The sequence below is a fragment of the Micromonospora sp. NPDC048894 genome (assembly GCF_040649765.1).
GTDB lineage: Bacteria > Actinomycetota > Actinomycetes > Mycobacteriales > Micromonosporaceae > Micromonospora > Micromonospora antibiotica.
Genome location: NZ_JBEZFY010000011.1, coordinates 170,232 through 186,396 on the forward strand (window position 1 = coordinate 170,232; position 16,165 = coordinate 186,396).

Annotated in this window: 15 protein-coding genes and 1 pseudogene; 6 read left to right on the forward strand and 10 right to left on the reverse strand. The window is 74.3% G+C overall.

Annotated features, from left to right (window positions below; translation table 11 throughout):
* Positions 1–109: 109 nt before the first annotated feature.
* Complete coding sequence (gene trpC / locus AB0C22_RS23255; protein ID WP_176738808.1) at positions 110–913, reverse strand: indole-3-glycerol phosphate synthase TrpC; 804 nt, start codon at positions 911–913, stop codon at positions 110–112.
* 477 nt (positions 914–1,390) lie between these two features.
* On the opposite strand from trpC, the gene AB0C22_RS23260 reads away from it, so the two are divergent.
* Entirely contained in the window at positions 1,391–1,702 is a 312-nt protein-coding gene (locus tag AB0C22_RS23260) for a hypothetical protein (RefSeq protein ID WP_357536949.1), read from the forward strand.
* Here the strand turns inward: AB0C22_RS23260 and AB0C22_RS23265 are convergent.
* From AB0C22_RS23265 to AB0C22_RS23290, 6 genes and pseudogenes are all read right to left on the reverse strand, one after another.
* A complete protein-coding gene (locus tag AB0C22_RS23265; RefSeq protein WP_357536993.1) occupies positions 1,695–2,222 on the reverse strand; it encodes a Trp biosynthesis-associated membrane protein in 528 nt (175 codons plus the stop codon). The genes AB0C22_RS23260 and AB0C22_RS23265 overlap by 8 nt on opposite strands.
* Positions 2,223–2,302: 80 nt before the next feature.
* Complete coding sequence (locus AB0C22_RS23270) at positions 2,303–3,856, reverse strand: anthranilate synthase component I (RefSeq protein ID WP_357014006.1); 1,554 nt, start codon at positions 3,854–3,856, stop codon at positions 2,303–2,305.
* Positions 3,853–4,266, reverse strand: a complete 414-nt coding sequence (gene hisI / locus AB0C22_RS23275; protein ID WP_308291109.1) for a phosphoribosyl-AMP cyclohydrolase — start codon at positions 4,264–4,266, stop codon at positions 3,853–3,855. The genes AB0C22_RS23270 and hisI overlap by 4 nt, the downstream gene beginning before the upstream one ends.
* 159 nt (positions 4,267–4,425) lie before the next feature.
* Positions 4,426–5,382 (reverse strand): annotated as a pseudogene (locus tag AB0C22_RS23280) (hypothetical protein); the annotation flags it as partial.
* Between the two features lie 250 nt (positions 5,383–5,632).
* Entirely contained in the window at positions 5,633–6,619 is a 987-nt protein-coding gene (locus AB0C22_RS23285) for an aldo/keto reductase (protein WP_219463872.1), read from the reverse strand.
* Positions 6,616–7,002, reverse strand: a complete 387-nt coding sequence (locus AB0C22_RS23290; RefSeq protein ID WP_208569696.1) for a MerR family transcriptional regulator — start codon at positions 7,000–7,002, stop codon at positions 6,616–6,618. The genes AB0C22_RS23285 and AB0C22_RS23290 overlap by 4 nt, the downstream gene beginning before the upstream one ends.
* Positions 7,003–7,108: 106 nt before the next feature.
* Here AB0C22_RS23290 and AB0C22_RS23295 point away from each other — a divergent pair, with 106 nt between their 5' ends.
* The 3 genes from AB0C22_RS23295 to AB0C22_RS23305 are packed head-to-tail and all read left to right on the forward strand — an operon-like array spanning position 7,109 to position 9,200.
* Positions 7,109–7,849, forward strand: coding sequence for an ABC transporter ATP-binding protein (locus AB0C22_RS23295; RefSeq protein WP_219463875.1), 741 nt, complete (start codon positions 7,109–7,111; stop codon positions 7,847–7,849).
* On the forward strand, positions 7,846–8,601 hold the full coding sequence (locus AB0C22_RS23300) for an ABC transporter permease (RefSeq protein WP_219463877.1): 756 nt from the start codon (positions 7,846–7,848) through the stop codon (positions 8,599–8,601). The genes AB0C22_RS23295 and AB0C22_RS23300 overlap by 4 nt, the downstream gene beginning before the upstream one ends.
* A 5-nt stretch (positions 8,602–8,606) precedes the next feature.
* On the forward strand, positions 8,607–9,200 hold the full coding sequence (locus AB0C22_RS23305) for a TetR family transcriptional regulator (protein WP_219463879.1): 594 nt from the start codon (positions 8,607–8,609) through the stop codon (positions 9,198–9,200).
* A gap of 168 nt (positions 9,201–9,368) precedes the next feature.
* Here AB0C22_RS23305 and AB0C22_RS23310 read toward each other — a convergent pair whose 3' ends face one another.
* The 3 genes from AB0C22_RS23310 to AB0C22_RS23320 all read right to left on the reverse strand — a co-directional run bounded on the left by AB0C22_RS23310 (position 9,369) and on the right by AB0C22_RS23320 (position 14,107).
* The gene (locus AB0C22_RS23310) at positions 9,369–10,106 is read right to left on the reverse strand and encodes a DUF2470 domain-containing protein (protein ID WP_357536952.1); all 738 of its coding nucleotides are present in this window, start codon (positions 10,104–10,106) and stop codon (positions 9,369–9,371) included.
* Positions 10,107–10,329: 223 nt separating this feature from the next.
* A complete protein-coding gene (locus AB0C22_RS23315) occupies positions 10,330–12,117 on the reverse strand; it encodes an ABC transporter ATP-binding protein (protein ID WP_357536954.1) in 1,788 nt (595 codons plus the stop codon).
* A 115-nt stretch (positions 12,118–12,232) separates the two neighbouring features.
* The gene (locus AB0C22_RS23320) at positions 12,233–14,107 is read right to left on the reverse strand and encodes an ABC transporter ATP-binding protein (RefSeq protein WP_219463881.1); all 1,875 of its coding nucleotides are present in this window, start codon (positions 14,105–14,107) and stop codon (positions 12,233–12,235) included.
* A 217-nt stretch (positions 14,108–14,324) separates the two neighbouring features.
* Here AB0C22_RS23320 and AB0C22_RS23325 point away from each other — a divergent pair, with 217 nt between their 5' ends.
* The gene (locus AB0C22_RS23325; protein ID WP_357536956.1) at positions 14,325–14,954 is read left to right on the forward strand and encodes a TIGR03085 family metal-binding protein; all 630 of its coding nucleotides are present in this window, start codon (positions 14,325–14,327) and stop codon (positions 14,952–14,954) included.
* A 213-nt stretch (positions 14,955–15,167) separates the two neighbouring features.
* Positions 15,168–16,115: a terpene synthase gene (locus tag AB0C22_RS23330; RefSeq protein WP_219463886.1), complete on the forward strand. Its 948-nt coding sequence runs from the start codon at positions 15,168–15,170 to the stop codon at positions 16,113–16,115.
* Positions 16,116–16,165 lie beyond the last annotated feature (50 nt).

A 16,165-nucleotide genomic window follows, 5' to 3' on the forward strand; every position in this document is an offset into this window, starting at 1 on the left:
CGTCGCTCCCCGGCCGTCCGCGCGCCGACGCCCCGTCGCGTCGCCGGTGACGAATCGCTCGCGCTCGCTCATCGCGATGTCCTCTCGCTGCGCAGATCTGCCCGTCGGGTCAGCGCGCCGGGCGGGGCGTGGCCGGGTGGTTCCCGGCGTTGACCAGCTCGGCGACCGCCTCACGGGGGCTCTTCTGGGTGACCAGCCCCTCGCCCACCAGGACGGCGTCGGCGCCGGCCGAGGCGTACCGGATTAGGTCGTGCGGACCGCGCACGCCGGACTCGGCGATCTTGACGACGCTGCTCGGCAGGCCGGGGGCGATCCGTTCGAACACCGACCGGTCGACCTCCAGGGTACGCAGGTCACGGGCGTTGACCCCGATCACCTGCGCGCCGGCCTCCAGGGCCCGGTCGGCCTCCTCCTCGGTGTGCACCTCGACCAGCGCGCACATGCCGAGCGACTCGATCCGCTCCAGCAACCCGACCAGGGCGTTCTGCTCCAGCGCGGCGACGATCAGCAGCACCAGGTCGGCACCGTGCGCCCGGGCCTCGTGCACCTGGTAGCTGGAGACCACGAAGTCCTTACGCAGGACCGGCACCTGCACCGCAGCCCGCACCGCCGCCAGGTCGTCGAGTGAGCCACCGAACCAGCGCCCCTCGGTCAGCACACTGATCGCCCGGGCACCACCCGAGGCGTACTCGCCGGCCAGCTCGGCCGGGTCGGCGATCTCGGCCAGTCGGCCCCGGCTCGGTGAGGAACGCTTCACCTCGGCGATCACGGCCACGCCGGGCTTGCGCAGGGCCGCGTACGCGTCCAGCGGCGGCGGCGCGGCGGCGGCCAGTTCGCGCAACCGCTCCAGCGGAAGCTGCTCCTGCCGTCGCGCCACATCCTCGCGGACGCCGGCCAGGATCTCGTCGAGCACGCTTGCGGACGCCGCCGAACCGGCCCCGTCCCCCTCTGCGTGCGCATGCTCAGCAGTCACCAACGGACTCCCCTCTCCGGGTGTCATGGGCCGATGCTAGGGGGCGCCACCTGGCGACAAGTGCCGGGGGTATGGCGCTCCTCACGAGATGGGCTGTGGCATGATGCCGGACCTCCGGTGAACGGAATGTCACACAGCGCCACCGTACCCGTCGGCGGGTGTCATCGACATCCGTCGTCCGGAGCCGCCCGGACCATCGATAGACGCCCATATGCGTTATGAGATCACGTTCCGGCGCACCGCGCAGCTCGGCCCGGTCGAGGCGGCTGTGACGAAACTCAAGGATCTCCGCCCGGTGCAGGTGGGGGCCGTTGACCGGCCCGTCACCAGGGCGAAACGTGAACCGGGCAGCATCGGTTTCGGGCAGACTCGACCATGCGCCTGCCCACCATCGGATCTCATCGTGCGGGGTGACCTATGAGCACTGCGGGGCCGAACGCCGGCATCGGACTCACCACCATCTCCCGAACCGTCGCCTCGCTGGCCGTCGAGGTGGTGCACACCCTGGAACGGGTCGTCGCGGGCGAGGGGCGGGTACGCACCGCCCGGGGCAACGCCTGGGAGGCGGTCTGCGCCGACCGGGCGCGCGCCGACCAGCGCGCCGAGCTGGACCGCCTGGTCGCCGAGCTGGCCGCCACCCGGGCCGCGGCCCGGGACCGGCACCCGGGTCAGGACCGGCGGGCCGTTCGGGACCAGCGCGCCACCTGCGCGCCGCAGCCGGTCAGCTGACCGTCGGGTCCTCACCCCGGTCGAGCGCGTCCCACGCCGCCCGGTTGCCCCCCTCGGCGATCGGCCGACCGTCGGGCCGGTCCGGCCCGGTGGCGCGCGCCGTCCGCTCGTAGCGGGCACCCATCGTCGGCCAACCCGCGCCGCGCAGCGCGGTGAGCAACCCGCCTCCGGCCGCCACCAGGCCGCCGAGCAGGCAGAGCGCCGGCCACTGCCGGTGCGCCTCAGCCCCCGGGTCGACGGCCAGCCCGTAACCGCCACCGGCCGCCACCGCCAGGCCGAGCAGGGCGACGAAACCACCCAGCAGCCGCCGCAGCCGCCCCCGGGTGGCCAGCACCGCACCGCCACCGGCCAACGCGACCAGCGCCAACGCGGACAGCCAGGGCAGCAGGTCCGCCCCGGAGCGGTCCTGCCGGGCCGGCGGCAACGCCCCCCGGGCGAGCACCTCCACCGACCAGGTGCGGGTCGCCGTCCAGGTGGCCAGGCCCGCCCCCGCCAGGCAGAGCAGCACGGCGTACGTCAGCTCACGCCGCCCGGAGGTGGCCGAACCGCCGGATTCCGCCGAACCGTCGGGGACAGCCGGACCGTCGGAGGCGGTGCCGCTCACCGGGCCGGTCGCAGGGTCTCGGCGGCGGCGATGGCAGCCAGCACGGCGGCGGCCTTGTTCCGGGTCTCCTGGTCCTCGGCGGCCGGATCAGAATCGGCCACCACCCCCGCCCCGGCCTGCACGTACGCCCGGCCGTCGCGGATCAGCGCGGTCCGGATCGCGATCGCCATGTCGAGGTCGCCGCCGAACCCGAAGTAGCCCACGGTGCCGCCGTAGAGCCCTCGGCGCACCGGCTCCAGCCCTTCGATGATCTCCATGGCGCGGACCTTCGGGGCCCCGGACAGGGTGCCGGCCGGGAAGGTCGCGGCCAGCGCGTCGAAGGCCGTCCGGTCCTCGCGCAGGGTGCCCACCACCGTGGAGACGATGTGCATCACGTGGCTGTACCGCTCGATGGTGGCGAACTCCGGCACCTGCACGGTGCCCGGCTGGCAGACTCGGCCCAGGTCGTTGCGGCCCAGGTCGACAAGCATCACGTGCTCGGCGCGTTCCTTCGGGTCGGCCAGCAGCTCGGTGGCGAGCCGGGCGTCGGCGACCGGGGTGGACCCGCGCGGCCGGGTGCCGGCGATCGGGTGCAACATCGCCCGCCGCTGCCCGTCGGTGTCGGCGTTGACCTTGAGGTGCGCCTCCGGGGACGAGCCGACGATGTCGAACCCGTCGAAGCGCAGCAGGTACATGTACGGGCTCGGGTTGGTCGTCCGCAGCACCCGGTAGACGTCCAGCGGGTCGGCGTCGGTGGCCCGCTCGAAGCGTTGGGCCAGCACGATCTGGAAGCACTCGCCGGCCCGGATCGCCTCCTTCGCCGCCTCGACCGCCTTCGGGTAGCCGCCGTCCGGGGTGCGGCTGACCACGTCGCCGGCCGGTGGCCGACCCACCGTCGAGATCATGGGCGGAATCGGTCGGGACAACGCGGTGGTCATCGCGTCGAGCCGCCCCACCGCGTGGTGGTAGGCGGCGGTGACCCGGTCGGCCCGGTCCGGGTCGGTAAGCGGTGGCAGCACCGCGTTGGCGACCAGGATCGCCGACCCGTCGTAGTGGTCCAGCACCACCAGGTCGGTGGCGAGCATCATGCCCAACTCCGGCACCCCGAGGTCGTCCTCGGTCAGCTCGGGCAACCGCTCGAACCGGCGGATCAGGTCGTACCCCAGGTAGCCGACCATGCCACCGGTCAGCGGCGGCAGGCCCGCCGCCGGGTCCGGGGTGCCACCGGCGAGCGCCTCGACGGTCTCCCGCAGCACGTGCACCGGGTCGCCGGAGACCGGAACGCCGGCCGGCGGGGTGCCGGTCCACTGCGCGACGCCGTCCCGTTCGACCAGGGTGGCGCTGCTGCGCACCCCGATGAACGAGTACCGCGACCAGGCCATGCCGGCCGAACCGACACCCTGCTCGGCGGACTCCAGCAGGAACGTTCCCGGCCCGCCGGCCAGCTTGCGGTAGACCCCCACCGGGGTCTCCGCGTCGGCCAGCAGCCGGCGGGTCACCGGCACCACCCGCCACCGGGCCGCCGCCGCCACGAACCCCGCGAGATCCGGGCTGAGCGCACCGTCGGTCATCGCTGGACCCCCTGACCGGTGACCGGGAGTTCGGTGAAGAAGCAGGTGTGTTCGCCGGTGTGGCAGGCAGCGCCGACCTGGTCCACGCCGACCAGCAGCGCGTCGCCGTCGCAGTCCAACGCCACCGAACGGACGTACTGGTGGTGGCCGGAGGTGGCGCCCTTGACCCAGTACTCCTGCCGGCTGCGCGACCAGTAGGTGGCCCGGCCGGTGGTGAGGGTGCGGTGCAGCGCCTCGTCGTCCATCCAGGCGACCATCAGCACCTCGCCGGTGTCGTGCTGGCGCACGACTGCGGCCACCAGGCCGTCCGGGGTGCGGCGCAGCCGGGCGGCGATGGCCGGGTCGAGACGGGACGGGCGGGCCGCGTCGGCGGGTCCGCCGTCGCTGGGGGCAGAGTCAGGTACGGGCACAGTTCCCGATTGTCCCGCACGCGGTGCGGGCACCTGCGCCCCGTCCCCGACCGCCCGGGACAACTGGGCGACGTAGCGGTCCAGCCGGCCATCGTGCAGCGCCAGGGCGAGGTCCGGGCCGGCCGTCTCGGCGATCCGATCGGCGTACGGGCGGACCAGCGGGAGCACCCCGGCCACCAGGCGGGCCGCGGCGACGCCGACCTCGGCGGCGGCAGCGGGGCGTACCCCCAGGCAGCGCAGCATGTCGTCGCGGTAGCCCGGCGGCGCGACCGGCAGGTCCAGGGCGGCGGCGAAGGCGGCCCGGCGGGACACCACCCGCACCCCCGGGTTGGCCGGGCGAAGCACGCACGGGCAGAGCCGGGCCAGGTCGGCGGCGGCCAGCCGGACGCCGAGCGGGTCGTCGGCGGCCAGCGCCCCGGCCACCTTGCCGAGGGTGGCGACCAGCTCCTCCAGCCGGGGCTGGTCGGCGGGCTGGCAGAGCACGGGCAGGTCGATCCGGCGACGCCAGGTCGGGTCGGCCCAGAGCAGCCGGGTGGGGGTGGTCACCGGCAGCCCGAACGCCCAGTCGGCGGGTTCGCCCAGCCGGTCGACCCAGGTGCGGACGTCCCGCGCGGCCACCGAGACGTGCACGATCCGCCCGTCGACCTCGGTCAGGTAGGCGCGACGGGTGTCGTACGGCGTCTCGGCCGGCCGGCCCGTGCCACCCGGACCGGCGCGGTCGGCGTCGACCGGGGTCGTCTGCCGGGCCGGACCGGTCGGGCCCGGTGCGGACGGCGGACCGGCCCGGCGCGGGCCCGGCGCGGGACCGACCCGCTCGGGCGGCCCCGGCGCAGCGGCCCGGCGCGACAGGGCCGACGGCCCCGCACCGGGCGGGGACGCCGGGTCCGAGGGCGGTGACGGGTCCGACAGCGGTGACAGGTGCCACGGATCCGCCGGGACGGGCCGGCCGGTCGCGGTGACCAGGACGTCGAGGTCGACGTCACTGTAGGCGGTGGCGGCTGACCGGGCGTGGCTGCCGCGCAGCAGAATCCCGACCACCGGACGCTCGGCGGAGGCCCGTAACCGGTCGGTCCAGTCGGCCAGGAAGGCGGCCTCCGGCAACGGAGCGTGATCCACCGCGCCATCGTGCCGTACGTCCGATCAGGTCCGCAATGCCCGAAGGCGGACATCCTGTCCGGTCAGAAGGCTAGCGCCCGGTCCGAAGGCTGAAGCCCGGGTCGGGGCTAAAGACCGGTAAGAAGGCTAGCGCCCGATCCGAGGGTAGGGCCGCAGGTGCTGACGGTCGCCTGAGCACGCGGCCCGATCCGGACACCGGCCGAGGTGACCGGATCGGGCCGTTCGTGGCGAGAGAGGCGACCGGCGCAGGTCAGTGGCCGACCGTCCGCATCCCGGCTGCCGCGTACCGCTCGCCGGCCACCGCGTCGGCGGGGACCGCCTCCCGCAACCGGGCCTGTTGGGCGGCGGTGAGCCGCAGATCGGCGGCGGCGGTGTTCTCCTCCAGGTAGCGGACCCGCTTGGTGCCCGGGATCGGGAGCACGTCCGGGCCCTGGGCGAGCAGCCAGGCCAGGGCGGCCTGGGCCGGCGTGCAGCCGATCTCGTCGGCCACCGCCCGGACGGCGGCCACCAGGCGCAGGTTGGCGTCGAGGCTCTCCGCCGCGAAGCGGGGAGCCGCCGCCCGCCAGTCACCCTCGGCGAGCTGGTCCCGCCCGGTGATCGCCCCGGTGAGCAGCCCCCGCCCGACCGGTGAGTACGCCACCAGGGCCACCCCCAACTCCCGGCAGGTGTCCAGCATCTCCCCCTCGACGTCCCGGGTGAACAGGGAGTACTCCATCTGCACGGCCGAGATCGGGTGCACCGCGTGGGCCGTACGCAGGGTCGCCGGGCTGACCTCGGACAGGCCGAGCCGGCGCACCTTGCCCGCCTCGACCAGCTCGGCCATCGCCGTGACGGTCTCCTCGATCGGGGTGCCCGGGTCACGGCGGTGCAGGTAGTACAGGTCGATGGTGTCGACCCCGAGCCGCCCGAGGGAGGCGTCACAGGCCTCCCGGGCCCAGGCCGCGCTGCTGTCGACGCGGACCCCGGTGCCGTCGGGGGTGCGTCGGTTGCCGAACTTGGTGGCCAGGAAGACCTCGTCGCGGCGGGCCCGCACCACCGGGGCGAGCAGCCGCTCGTTGGCGCCGAAGCCGTACATGTCGGCGGTGTCGAGGTGGTTCACCCCCAGGTCGAGGGCGCGGTGCAGGGTGCGCGTCGACTCCGCGTCGTCCGGCCCGCCGTAGGCGAAGCTCATCCCCATGCAGCCCAGGCCGATCGCGGAGACCTCCGGACCGTCGGCCCCCAGCTGTCGACGGATCATCGCCCCTCCTCCGCGCAACGGTAGATTTCGATCTTGTAGTTGAGCACCTTGAGGTCCTCCTCCAGTTCGGCCATCCGGGTCAGTACCCGGACCCGGTGGGCTTCGAACAGCGCCCGTCGGGCGGCCCGCGTCCGGTCGCCCTGGCGGGCCAGCTCGGCGTACCGGCGCATGTCACGCACGGGCATGCCGGTGCGGCGCAGCCGGGTGAGCAGCATCAGCCAGTTCAGGTCGGCCTCGGTGTAGCGGCGGCGGCCGGCCGAGTCGCGGCCGACCGGGGCGACCAGCCCTTCCTGTTCGTACCAGCGCAGTGTGTAGGTGGTCAGGCCGACCCGGGCCGCCGCCTCGCCGACCGACAGGACTCTCTCCCGCGTGCTGATGTCCACGTGCCCCAGGTTCTCAGTTCGAGCGTGCTCGAAGTCAACCGTTGCGCGACACCGGGTAATTCATCTAGCGTTGATTTCAACACACGATGAGTTTTGAGGAGGCGCGATGGACGACGCCATCGCCGTCCGCGACCTGGTCGTCGACCGGGGTCGACGACGGGTGCTGGACGGCATCGGCTGCACGGTGCCGCGCGGCGCGGTCACCGGGCTGCTCGGCCCGAGCGGCAGCGGCAAGACCACCCTGATGCGGGCCGTGGTCGGGGTGCAGACGATCAACTCGGGCACGGTCACCGTGCTGGGTCGACCGGCCGGCGCGGCCGAGCTACGCCGCCGGGTCGGCTACCTGACCCAGGCACCCAGCGTCTACGTCGACCTGACGGTCCGGGAGAACGCCCGCTACTTCGCCGCCCTCCAGGGGCGTACCGCCGCCGACGCCGACGCGGCGGTCACCGACGTCGGCCTGGCCGCCGCCGCCGGCCAACTGGTCGGCACCCTCTCCGGCGGGCAACGCAGCCGGGCCTCACTGGCCTGCGCGCTGGTCGGCGAACCGGAACTGGTCGTCCTCGACGAGCCCACCGTCGGGCAGGACCCGGTGCTACGGGCCGACCTGTGGGCCCGGTTCCACGCCCTGGCCGCCGCCGGGACCACCCTGCTGGTGTCCAGCCACGTGATGGACGAGGCGGCCCGCTGCGACCGGCTGCTGCTGATCCGCCACGGCCGGCTGATCGCCGACGACACCCCCGACGCGGTCCGCGCCGCGACCGGGGTGGACGACCTGGAAGAGGCGTTCCTGCGCCTCATCCGGGCCGGCGAGGCCGGCCCGGCGGACATCGGGGAGGCGGCGTGAACCCGACGATCCTGGCCGCCACCACCGGGCGCATCCTGCGTCAACTGCGACACGACCGGCGTACGGTGGCGCTGCTGGTGGTGGTGCCGACGGTGCTGCTCACCCTGGTCTACTACATGTACGCCGACCAGCCCGCCCCACCCGGGCGACCGTCCCCCTTCGACCGGGTGGCCCTGGTGATGCTGGGCTTCTTCCCGTTCATCATCATGTTCCTGGTGACCAGCATCGCGATGCTCCGGGAACGCACCAGCGGGACGCTGGAACGGCTGCTCACCACCCCGCTGGGCAAGCTCGACCTGCTCTTCGGCTACGGCATCGCGTTCGGGCTGGCCGGGGTGGTCCAGTCGACCGTCGCCGCCGCCGCGGCGTACCGGCTGCTCGGGCTGACCACCGCCGGGTCCGCCGCGCTGGTCGTGCTGATCGCCGCGGTCAACGCGGTGCTGGCCGTCGCGCTGGGGCTGCTGTGCAGCGCCTTCGCCCGCACCGAGTTCCAGGCGGTGCAGTTCATGCCGGTCGTGGTCGCCCCGCAACTGCTCCTGTGCGGGCTGTTCGTGCCGCGCGACCAGATGGCCGGCTGGCTCCAGGCCGTCAGCGACGCGCTGCCCCTGTCGTACGCGGTGGAGGCGCTCCAGGAGGTCGGCGCGCACCCCACACCGACCGGCCTGATGTGGCGCGACGTGTCGATCGTGGCCGGCGCGGCGGTGGTGGCCCTGGTGCTGGCGGCGGCGACCCTGCGCCGGCGCAGCGGGTGAGCCCGGTGACCCGACGCACCGGCCGCCGCCCCGGCAACCAGGACACCCGGGAGGCGATCCTCGCCGCCGCCCGGTCGGCGTTCGCCGAACGCGGTTTCGACGCGACCTCGATCCGGCAGGTCGCCACCGCCGCCGGGGTCGATCCGGCCCTGGTCCACCACTACTTCGGCAGCAAGGAGGAGCTGTTCCGGGCCACCGTCGACATCCCGGTCGACCCGGCCGCGCTGCTGCCCGCCGTGCTGGCCGGCGACCCGGACGGGATCGGGGAACGGCTGGTCCGCACGTTCCTCGGGGTGTGGGACTCGCCGGCCGGCGGGGCGGCGGTGGCGCTGCTCCGCTCGGCGAGCAACAACGAGTGGACGGCCCGGCTGATGCGCGAGTTCCTGACCACCCAGGTGCTGCGCCGGGTGCTCGACCAGCTCGACCTCGACCCGGCGGAACGGCCGCTGCGCGGCGCCCTGGTCGCCACCCAGATGATCGGCCTGGCCATGATGCGCTACGTCATCCGCCTCGAACCGGTCGCCTCCGCCACCCCCGACACCCTGGCCACAACCCTCGGCCCCACCATCCACCGCTACCTCACCGCCCCCCTCCCCTAACCCCGCCCCGGCGACGCCCTGCCCCGGCGACGCCCCGCCCCGGTGATGCCCTGCCCCGGTGATGCCCCGTCCCGGTGATCAAGAGGTTTACGTCACGAAAGCCGCCCGGCATGACGCAAACCTCTTGATCACCGGGGCAGGGGGCGGGGGTGGGAGCGGGGGTGGGGGTCAGGGGTGGGGGTGGGCGGGGGTGGGGAGGTGGAGCAGGGGGTGCAGGAGGTGGGGCAGGTCCGCCGGGTCGGTGACCGGGTGGGGGAACGGCAGGCGGGTGCGGCGGCGGTCGCCGGGTCGGCCGTACGCCACGACCAGGCCGTAGCGGTCCAGGCGTACCACCCGGGGCTCGTCGCCGGTCAGCCGGAGCCGACCGCGCAGGTACGCGACCGTCTCCGGCCCGTGGCGGTTGGCGAGATCGGCCAGCAGCGCGGCCTCGTCGGCGTGCAGCGGGTCCGGCTCGGCGGCGGCGTACTCGCCGGGATCGACCCGGTGCACCACACCGGCGGTCTCCAGCCTGGCCTCGACCACCTCGAAGCGGTGCAGCCGGAAGCGGCTCCCGACGTCGAGCAGGTCGCCGGTCGGGTCCACGGCGGCGAAGTCGACGGCGGCGCGACGGGCCGACTCTCCGTCCAGTGGCACCGCCCAGCCGGAGACCCAGGCCCGGCCGGCCGAGGGCGCCCCGGCGGCCGGAGGCAGATCGAGCACGTCGAGCACCACGGCGACGTCCCGGGCGACCCCCGGGTCGAGCTCGGCGGCCAGGTCGCTGAAGACCGGGACGAGCAGCAGCACCCGCCCCTCCACGTCGGTGGCGTGCCGGACGTGGAACGGCCCGGGTCGGTGGGCGAGATGCACCAGGCCGGGCAGCCGACCGGCCACCAGGGTACGGATCAGCTCAGCAGGGGTCGGGGCCACCGGGCACCTCCGATAAAGGTTAGCCTTACCTAACCCGCAGCGTAGAGCACCCGGGCGACCACGTCCACCGACCGCCGATTCCGCAGGGACACGCTGCTCGGCGGCACGGACCCGGCGGCCGGTCGCCCGTCACCGGCACCGCGCCGGACGTCAGCGGGCCTGCGCCAACCAGCCAGCCGAAGCGTCCACAGCAGGTGGCAGGGCGGTGTCCGGTGCCGGCCGGTCAGCGGGTCTGTTCCAACCAGGAGGCGTGGAGCAGGCCGTAGACCGAGTCGGGGTCACGGAGGAGTTCCTCGTGCGGGCCGCGCTGCACGATCCGACCCCGGTCCACCACCACCACCTCGTCGGCGGCCTGCGCGGTGGAGAGGCGATGCGCGATGGCCAGCGTGGTACGACCCCGGGTCACCGCGTCCAGGGTGCGTTGCAGGCGTACCTCGGTGGCCGGGTCGACGGCGCTCGTCGCCTCGTCCAGCACCAGCAGATCCGGATCCGCCACGTACGCCCGGGCCAGCGCCACCAGCTGCCGCTCCCCGACGCTCAACGCCTCCCCCCGCTCCCCCACCGCAGTGGCCAGACCCGCCGGCAGACCGTCCAACCAGTCGGCCAGCCCCAGCTCGGTGAACGCGGCGGTGAGCTGCGCGTCGGTCAGCTCGGGGCGGGCGAAGCGGACGTTCTCCCCGACCGTGGCGTCGAACAGGAACCCGTCCTGCGGCACCATCACCACCCGGGACCGCAACGAGTCGAACCGCACCTCGTCCAGCGGCACCCCGGACAGCAGCACCCGCCCCTGCGTCGGGTCCATCAGCCGGGTGAGCAGCTTGGCGAAGGTGGTCTTGCCGCTGCCGGTCTCGCCGACCACCGCCACCCGGCTCTTCGCCGCGATGTCCAGGGTGACGCCGTGCAGCACCGGCGGCCCACCCGGATAGGCGAACGTCACCCCGGCGAAGCGGATGTCCAACGGCCCGGCCGGCAGCTCCCGACCCTGCTCGCCCGGGTCGGCCACGTCCGGCGCGATGTCGAGCACGTCGAGCACCCGCCGCCAGCCGGCAATGGCGTTCTGCGCCTCGTTGAGCACCTCGGTGGCGATCTGCACCGGCTGGATGAAGAGGGTGACCAGGAAGAGGAAGGCGGTGAGCTGGCCGACGGACAGCGTCCGGTCCACCCCGAGCGACACCCCGACCACCACCACCCCGGCCAGTGCCACCCCGGCCGCCAACTCCCCCACCGAGCTGCCCATGATGCTGATCCGGATCGCCCGCTGCTGGGCCACCCGCTGCCCGTCGATCGCCTCGTCCAGCCGGCGGGCCGTCCGCCCGGACACCCCGTACGCCCGGATCACCGGCGCACCCACCACGCTCTCGGCGATCGTGCCGAGCAGGGTGCCCATCCGCTGCCGGACCACCCCGTACGCCCCGGCCAACCGGCGCTGCAGCAGCCGGATCATCAGCACCGCCGGGGTGAACGCGACGAGCACCACCAGCGTCAACTGCCAGGAGTACGCCAGCATCACCGCCGTGGTGACCACGAGCTGGCCCAGGTTGACCAGGAGGATGACCCCGCCCCACTGGAGGAAATGGGTGATCTGGTCGACGTCGCTGGTCACCCGGGAGACCAGCGAACCGCGCCGCTCGGACTGCTGGTGCAGCATCGACAGGTCGTGCACGTGCCGGAACGCCCTGGTCCGGACGTTGGCCAGTGCGGTCTCGCTGACCGTGAACAGCCGCCGCATCATCAGGTACCCACAGGCGGTGGTGACCACCAGCACCGCCGTGGTGGCGGTGACCACCGTGACGATCACCCCGAGGTCCGGACCACCGGGTACGGCGATCCCCTGGTCGATGCCGCGTTGCACGGCGACCGGGACCGCCACCCGGCCGACCATGTAGACCAGCGCCAGGGCGATCGTGCCGGCCAGTCCGGTACGCAGCTCGGGCGAGAGCGCCAGCCCCCGGCGCAACGTCTGCCAGGTCCCCTCGACCCGTTCGTCCCCGCCACCCACATTCGCGCTCACCGGCGTCGACCCTTCGTTCGCGACTGCGGGGCTCCGCTGCGCTGCACTCCTCGCGCTCACCGAACCAACCCTTCGTTCGCGACTGCGGGGCTCCGCTGCGCTGCACTCCTCGCGCTCACCGGTCCACCTCGATTTCCAGGCCCGACGGCAGCGGGGCGACCTCGTCGTACGTCCGGTTCTGTTCGCGTTCCTGCTCGGCCTGCTCGTAGGCGGTGACCAGGTCGACGTAGCCGGGCACGCTGGCCAGCAGCTCGGTGTGGGTGCCCCGGGCCAGCACCCGGCCCTGCTCCAGGTAGATCACCTCGTCGGCGAGCGCGATGGTGGCCCGCCGGTAGGCCACCACCAGGATCGACGCGGCTGCCGGCTGGCCGGGTGCCGGGGCGCGCAGCCCGGCCAGGATGGCCGCCTCGACCCGCGGGTCGACCGCACTGGTGGCGTCGTCGAGCACCAGCAGCCGGGGCCGGCCGGCCAGCGCGCGGGCCAGGGTGAGACGTTGTCGTTGGCCGCCGGAGAGCGAGGTGCCCCGCTCCCCGACCATGGTGTCCAGCCCGTCGGGGAGGGCGGCGACGAAACCGTCGGCCTCGGCCAGCCGCAGCGCCGCCCAGACGTCCTCGTCGTCGATGCCCGGCCGGTCCAGGCTGATGTTGGCCCGGACGGTGTCGTCGAAGACGAACGGCACCTGGGCGACCAGGGCGACGGTCGAGGCGAGTGACGCGGCGGTGAGCCGGCGCACGTCCACCCCGTCGAGGGTGACCGTGCCGGCGTCCGGGTCGACCAGTCGGACCGCCAGCGAGGCGATGGTGGACTTGCCGGCGCCGGTCGGCCCGACCAGCGCCACCGTCCGCCCGGCGGGCACGGTGAAGGCGACCTCGCCGAGCACAGACGTCCCGGGCAGGTGCGCCTCGGCGGGCTCGTAGCCGAAGTGGACGCCGTCGAAGGCGAGGGTGGCGGGCGTGGCGTCGTCGGCGAGGGTGACGTCCCCGTAGGGCATCTCGCCGGTGGCGTCGAGTACCCGGCTGACCCGGTCCCACCCGGCCACGCTGCGGGGCAGCTCGGCCAGCACCCAGCCGATGGCCCGCACCGGGAAGGCCAGCACGGTGAAGAGGAAGGCGACGCTGACCAGTTCGGTGACGGTGATCGCACCCTGCCGCAGCCGGATCGTGCCGACCACGAGCACGGCCAGGGTGCCGAGGCTGGGCAGCGTCTCCAGCAGCGGATCGAAGACCCCCCGCAGCCGGCCGACGGAGATCAGCGAGTCGCGTAGCTCGTGGGCCCGGCCGGCGAACCGGGCGGTCTCCTGAGCCTCCCGGCCCATGGTCTTGACCACCAGCGCGCCGTCGAAGCTCTCGTGGGCGATCCCGCTGACCTCGGCCCGCAGCCGTTGCGCCCGGGCCTGGCGGGGGGCCATCCGGCGGGAGTAGACCACGTTGAGCGCGAACAGGGCGGGGAACACGGCCAGCCCGACCAGGGCGAGCGCCCAGTCGGTGACGAAGAGTGAGCCGACCGCGCCGACCAGCATCACCAGCGTGCCCACCGCGAACGGCAGCGGCGCGATCGGATACCAGGCGGCCTCGACGTCGGAGTTGGCGTTGGACAGCAACGTGCCGGTGGAGTTGCGGTGGTGCCAGGACAGCGGCAGCTCCAGGTAACGGCGCGTCACCCGGCGGCGGTAGGCGGCCTGGAGGCGGAACTGCATGTAACCGGCGCCGAGCCGACGGCCGAAGATGCCCACCACCCGCAGCACGCTGATCCCGAACAACGCCACGGCGGCCAGGGCCAGCGTGCTCGTGCCGACCTCACCGGACTCGATCGCCGGCACCACCACGTCGCCGACGACCGCGCCGACCACGTACGCGCTGACGATCACCAGCCCGCCGAAGAGCACGCTACCGGCGACCGCCACCGCGAAGATCCGCGGTTGTTCCCGGATCGCCCGGCCGAGGACCCACAACCCCCGGTGGATCACGTCCCGACTCGTCCCGCTCGCCACGCTCTCCCCCGCCGTAAGCCGCAATTATCTCCCTTATCCTTACCGCTCGCCGCCACCTACGCCGCCCGGCGCGGTATGTCCACCATCACGTCGAAGACCGCGCCACCACACCGCGCCCGGGCCGCCGGCCCGCCGGACGGCGCTGCCGGACCGCGCGGGGCAGGTGGGAAGGGTCGCTCGCCGCGCCGACTGCGGCCGACCGTCCTACGATCGCTGCATGCCGCGGTACGCCCGAGCGGAGCGCGAGGCGCTCGCCGACCTGATGCTGGAAGTGGGCCCGGACGCCCCGACGATCAACGAGGGGTGGACCGCCCGGGACCTCGCCGCCCACCTGGTGGTGCGGGAGCGCCGCCCCGACGCCGCCGGTGGCATCCTGCTGCCACCCCTGCACGGGTACGCCGAGCGGGTGCGGCTGCGCACGGCCGCCCGGCCCTGGCCGGAGCTGGTCGACCAGGTGCGCCGGCCGCCGGTGTGGAGCCCGGTCAGCAACCCGCTCACCGACGAGTTGGCCAACACGATGGAGTTCTTCATCCACCACGAGGACGTCCGGCGGGCCCGGTCGGGGTGGCACCCCCGGGACCTCCCGGCGGGGCTGGCCGCCCGGTTGTGGAAGCCGGTCGCCCTGCTCGCCCGGACCCGGGCCCGCCGGTTCCCGGCCAGTCTGCTGGTGCAGGCGCCGGGGCACGGCGAGGTGGCCACCGGCCGGGGTGGTGACCGGGTACGCCTGGTCGGCTCCCCCGGTGAGCTGGTGCTGTTCCTCTCCGGCCGGCAACGGGTGGCCCGGGTCCAGCTCGACGGCCCGCCCGCGTTGACCGAACGGCTGCGTACCGCCCAGCTGGGGATGTAGGCGCCCCGGCCCGCACCCGCGTGCCGTCCGGGCACCGGACCGCACGGCCGGCGAGCACCCGCGCGCCGGCAGGTCACCCGTTGTGCCGTTCCCGTCACCTTCTGCCGTGGCGGTCGACTCGACCGCCCCGACCGCCACCGGCAATGATCTGTGTCGATTCCCCAGGCGTACTCTCCGGCAACGCCACCGGTGGGGTGGCCGACTGGGGAAACCATGCGAAGCTTCGACGTCTCGGCGCTGCTCGAACCACCCTTCGTCAGCCGACGGCACGCCGCCACCGACGCGGTGGCGGCGGCGAGCCTGGAGTGGGCCCACCGGCAGGGCCTGGTCGGGGCGGGTCGTTCGGCGGGCCGGCTGCACCGGGCCGGGGCCGCCGAGCTGGCCGGCCGCGCCTGCCCGCAGGCGTCGGTGGCGCACCTGCGGCTGCTCACCGACCTGTTCTCCTGGCTGTTCGTGGTGGACGACGTCTGCGACGACGACGGGCTGGGCAGCACGCCGGCCACCCTCGCGCCGACCGTCGCCGCGCTGCTGGACGTCCTCGACCGGCACGGGGCCCCGACCGGCCGGGGCGCACCGGGCGGGGCGCTCGGTGCCGCCCTGGCCGACCTGTGCCGCCGGGTCGGCCACCAGCGCCGCCCCGCGCTGCTGCTGCGGCTGGTCAGCCAGTTGCGGGCGTACCTGCTCGCGCTGCTGTGGGAGGCGGCGAACCGGGAGCACCGGCGGGTGCCGGGGGTGGCGGAGTACCGCCAGATGCGCCGGCACACCGGTGGGGTACGCCCCAGCCTGGCCCTCACCGATCTGGCGTACGGTCGACTGCCCGGCGCCCGGAGGCGGGTCGACCCCGCGGTGGTCGCGCTGGACGACCTCGCCGTCGACCTGGTCTGCTGGTGCAACGACCTGTTCTCCTACCGCAAGGAGCAGGGTCCGGTGGCCGACCCGCACAACCTGGTGACCGTCCTCGCCGCGCAGACCGGACGGGGTGAGGCGGCCGCCTTCCGCCTGGCTGCCGGGTGGTTCAACGACGGGCTGGCCGACTACCTGGTCCGCGAGGCGGCGCTGGTCGCGCACGGCGGGCCCGCGTTGACGCCCTACCTGGCGGCCCGCCGCTCGTGGCTGCGCGCCACCTACGACTGGTCGGCACGGGCGGACCGGTACGCCTGACCCGGCCGCCGCACCCGCGGGGCCCGGGGAGCGGTCACCGGCCACCTCTG

Excerpts from the sequence above, each read along its gene's own strand:
- AB0C22_RS23260 (WP_357536949.1), top strand. The coding sequence starts at position 1,391 with ATGAGCACTGCGGGGCCGAACGCCGGCATCGGACTCACCACCATCTCC.
- AB0C22_RS23270 (WP_357014006.1), bottom strand. The coding sequence starts at position 3,856 with ATGACCGACGGTGCGCTCAGCCCGGATCTCGCGGGGTTCGTGGCGGCG.
- AB0C22_RS23285 (WP_219463872.1), bottom strand. The coding sequence starts at position 6,619 with ATGATCCGTCGACAGCTGGGGGCCGACGGTCCGGAGGTCTCCGCGATC.
- AB0C22_RS23295 (WP_219463875.1), top strand. The coding sequence starts at position 7,109 with ATGGACGACGCCATCGCCGTCCGCGACCTGGTCGTCGACCGGGGTCGA.
- AB0C22_RS23325 (WP_357536956.1), top strand. The coding sequence starts at position 14,325 with ATGCCGCGGTACGCCCGAGCGGAGCGCGAGGCGCTCGCCGACCTGATG.
- AB0C22_RS23330 (WP_219463886.1), top strand. The coding sequence starts at position 15,168 with ATGCGAAGCTTCGACGTCTCGGCGCTGCTCGAACCACCCTTCGTCAGC.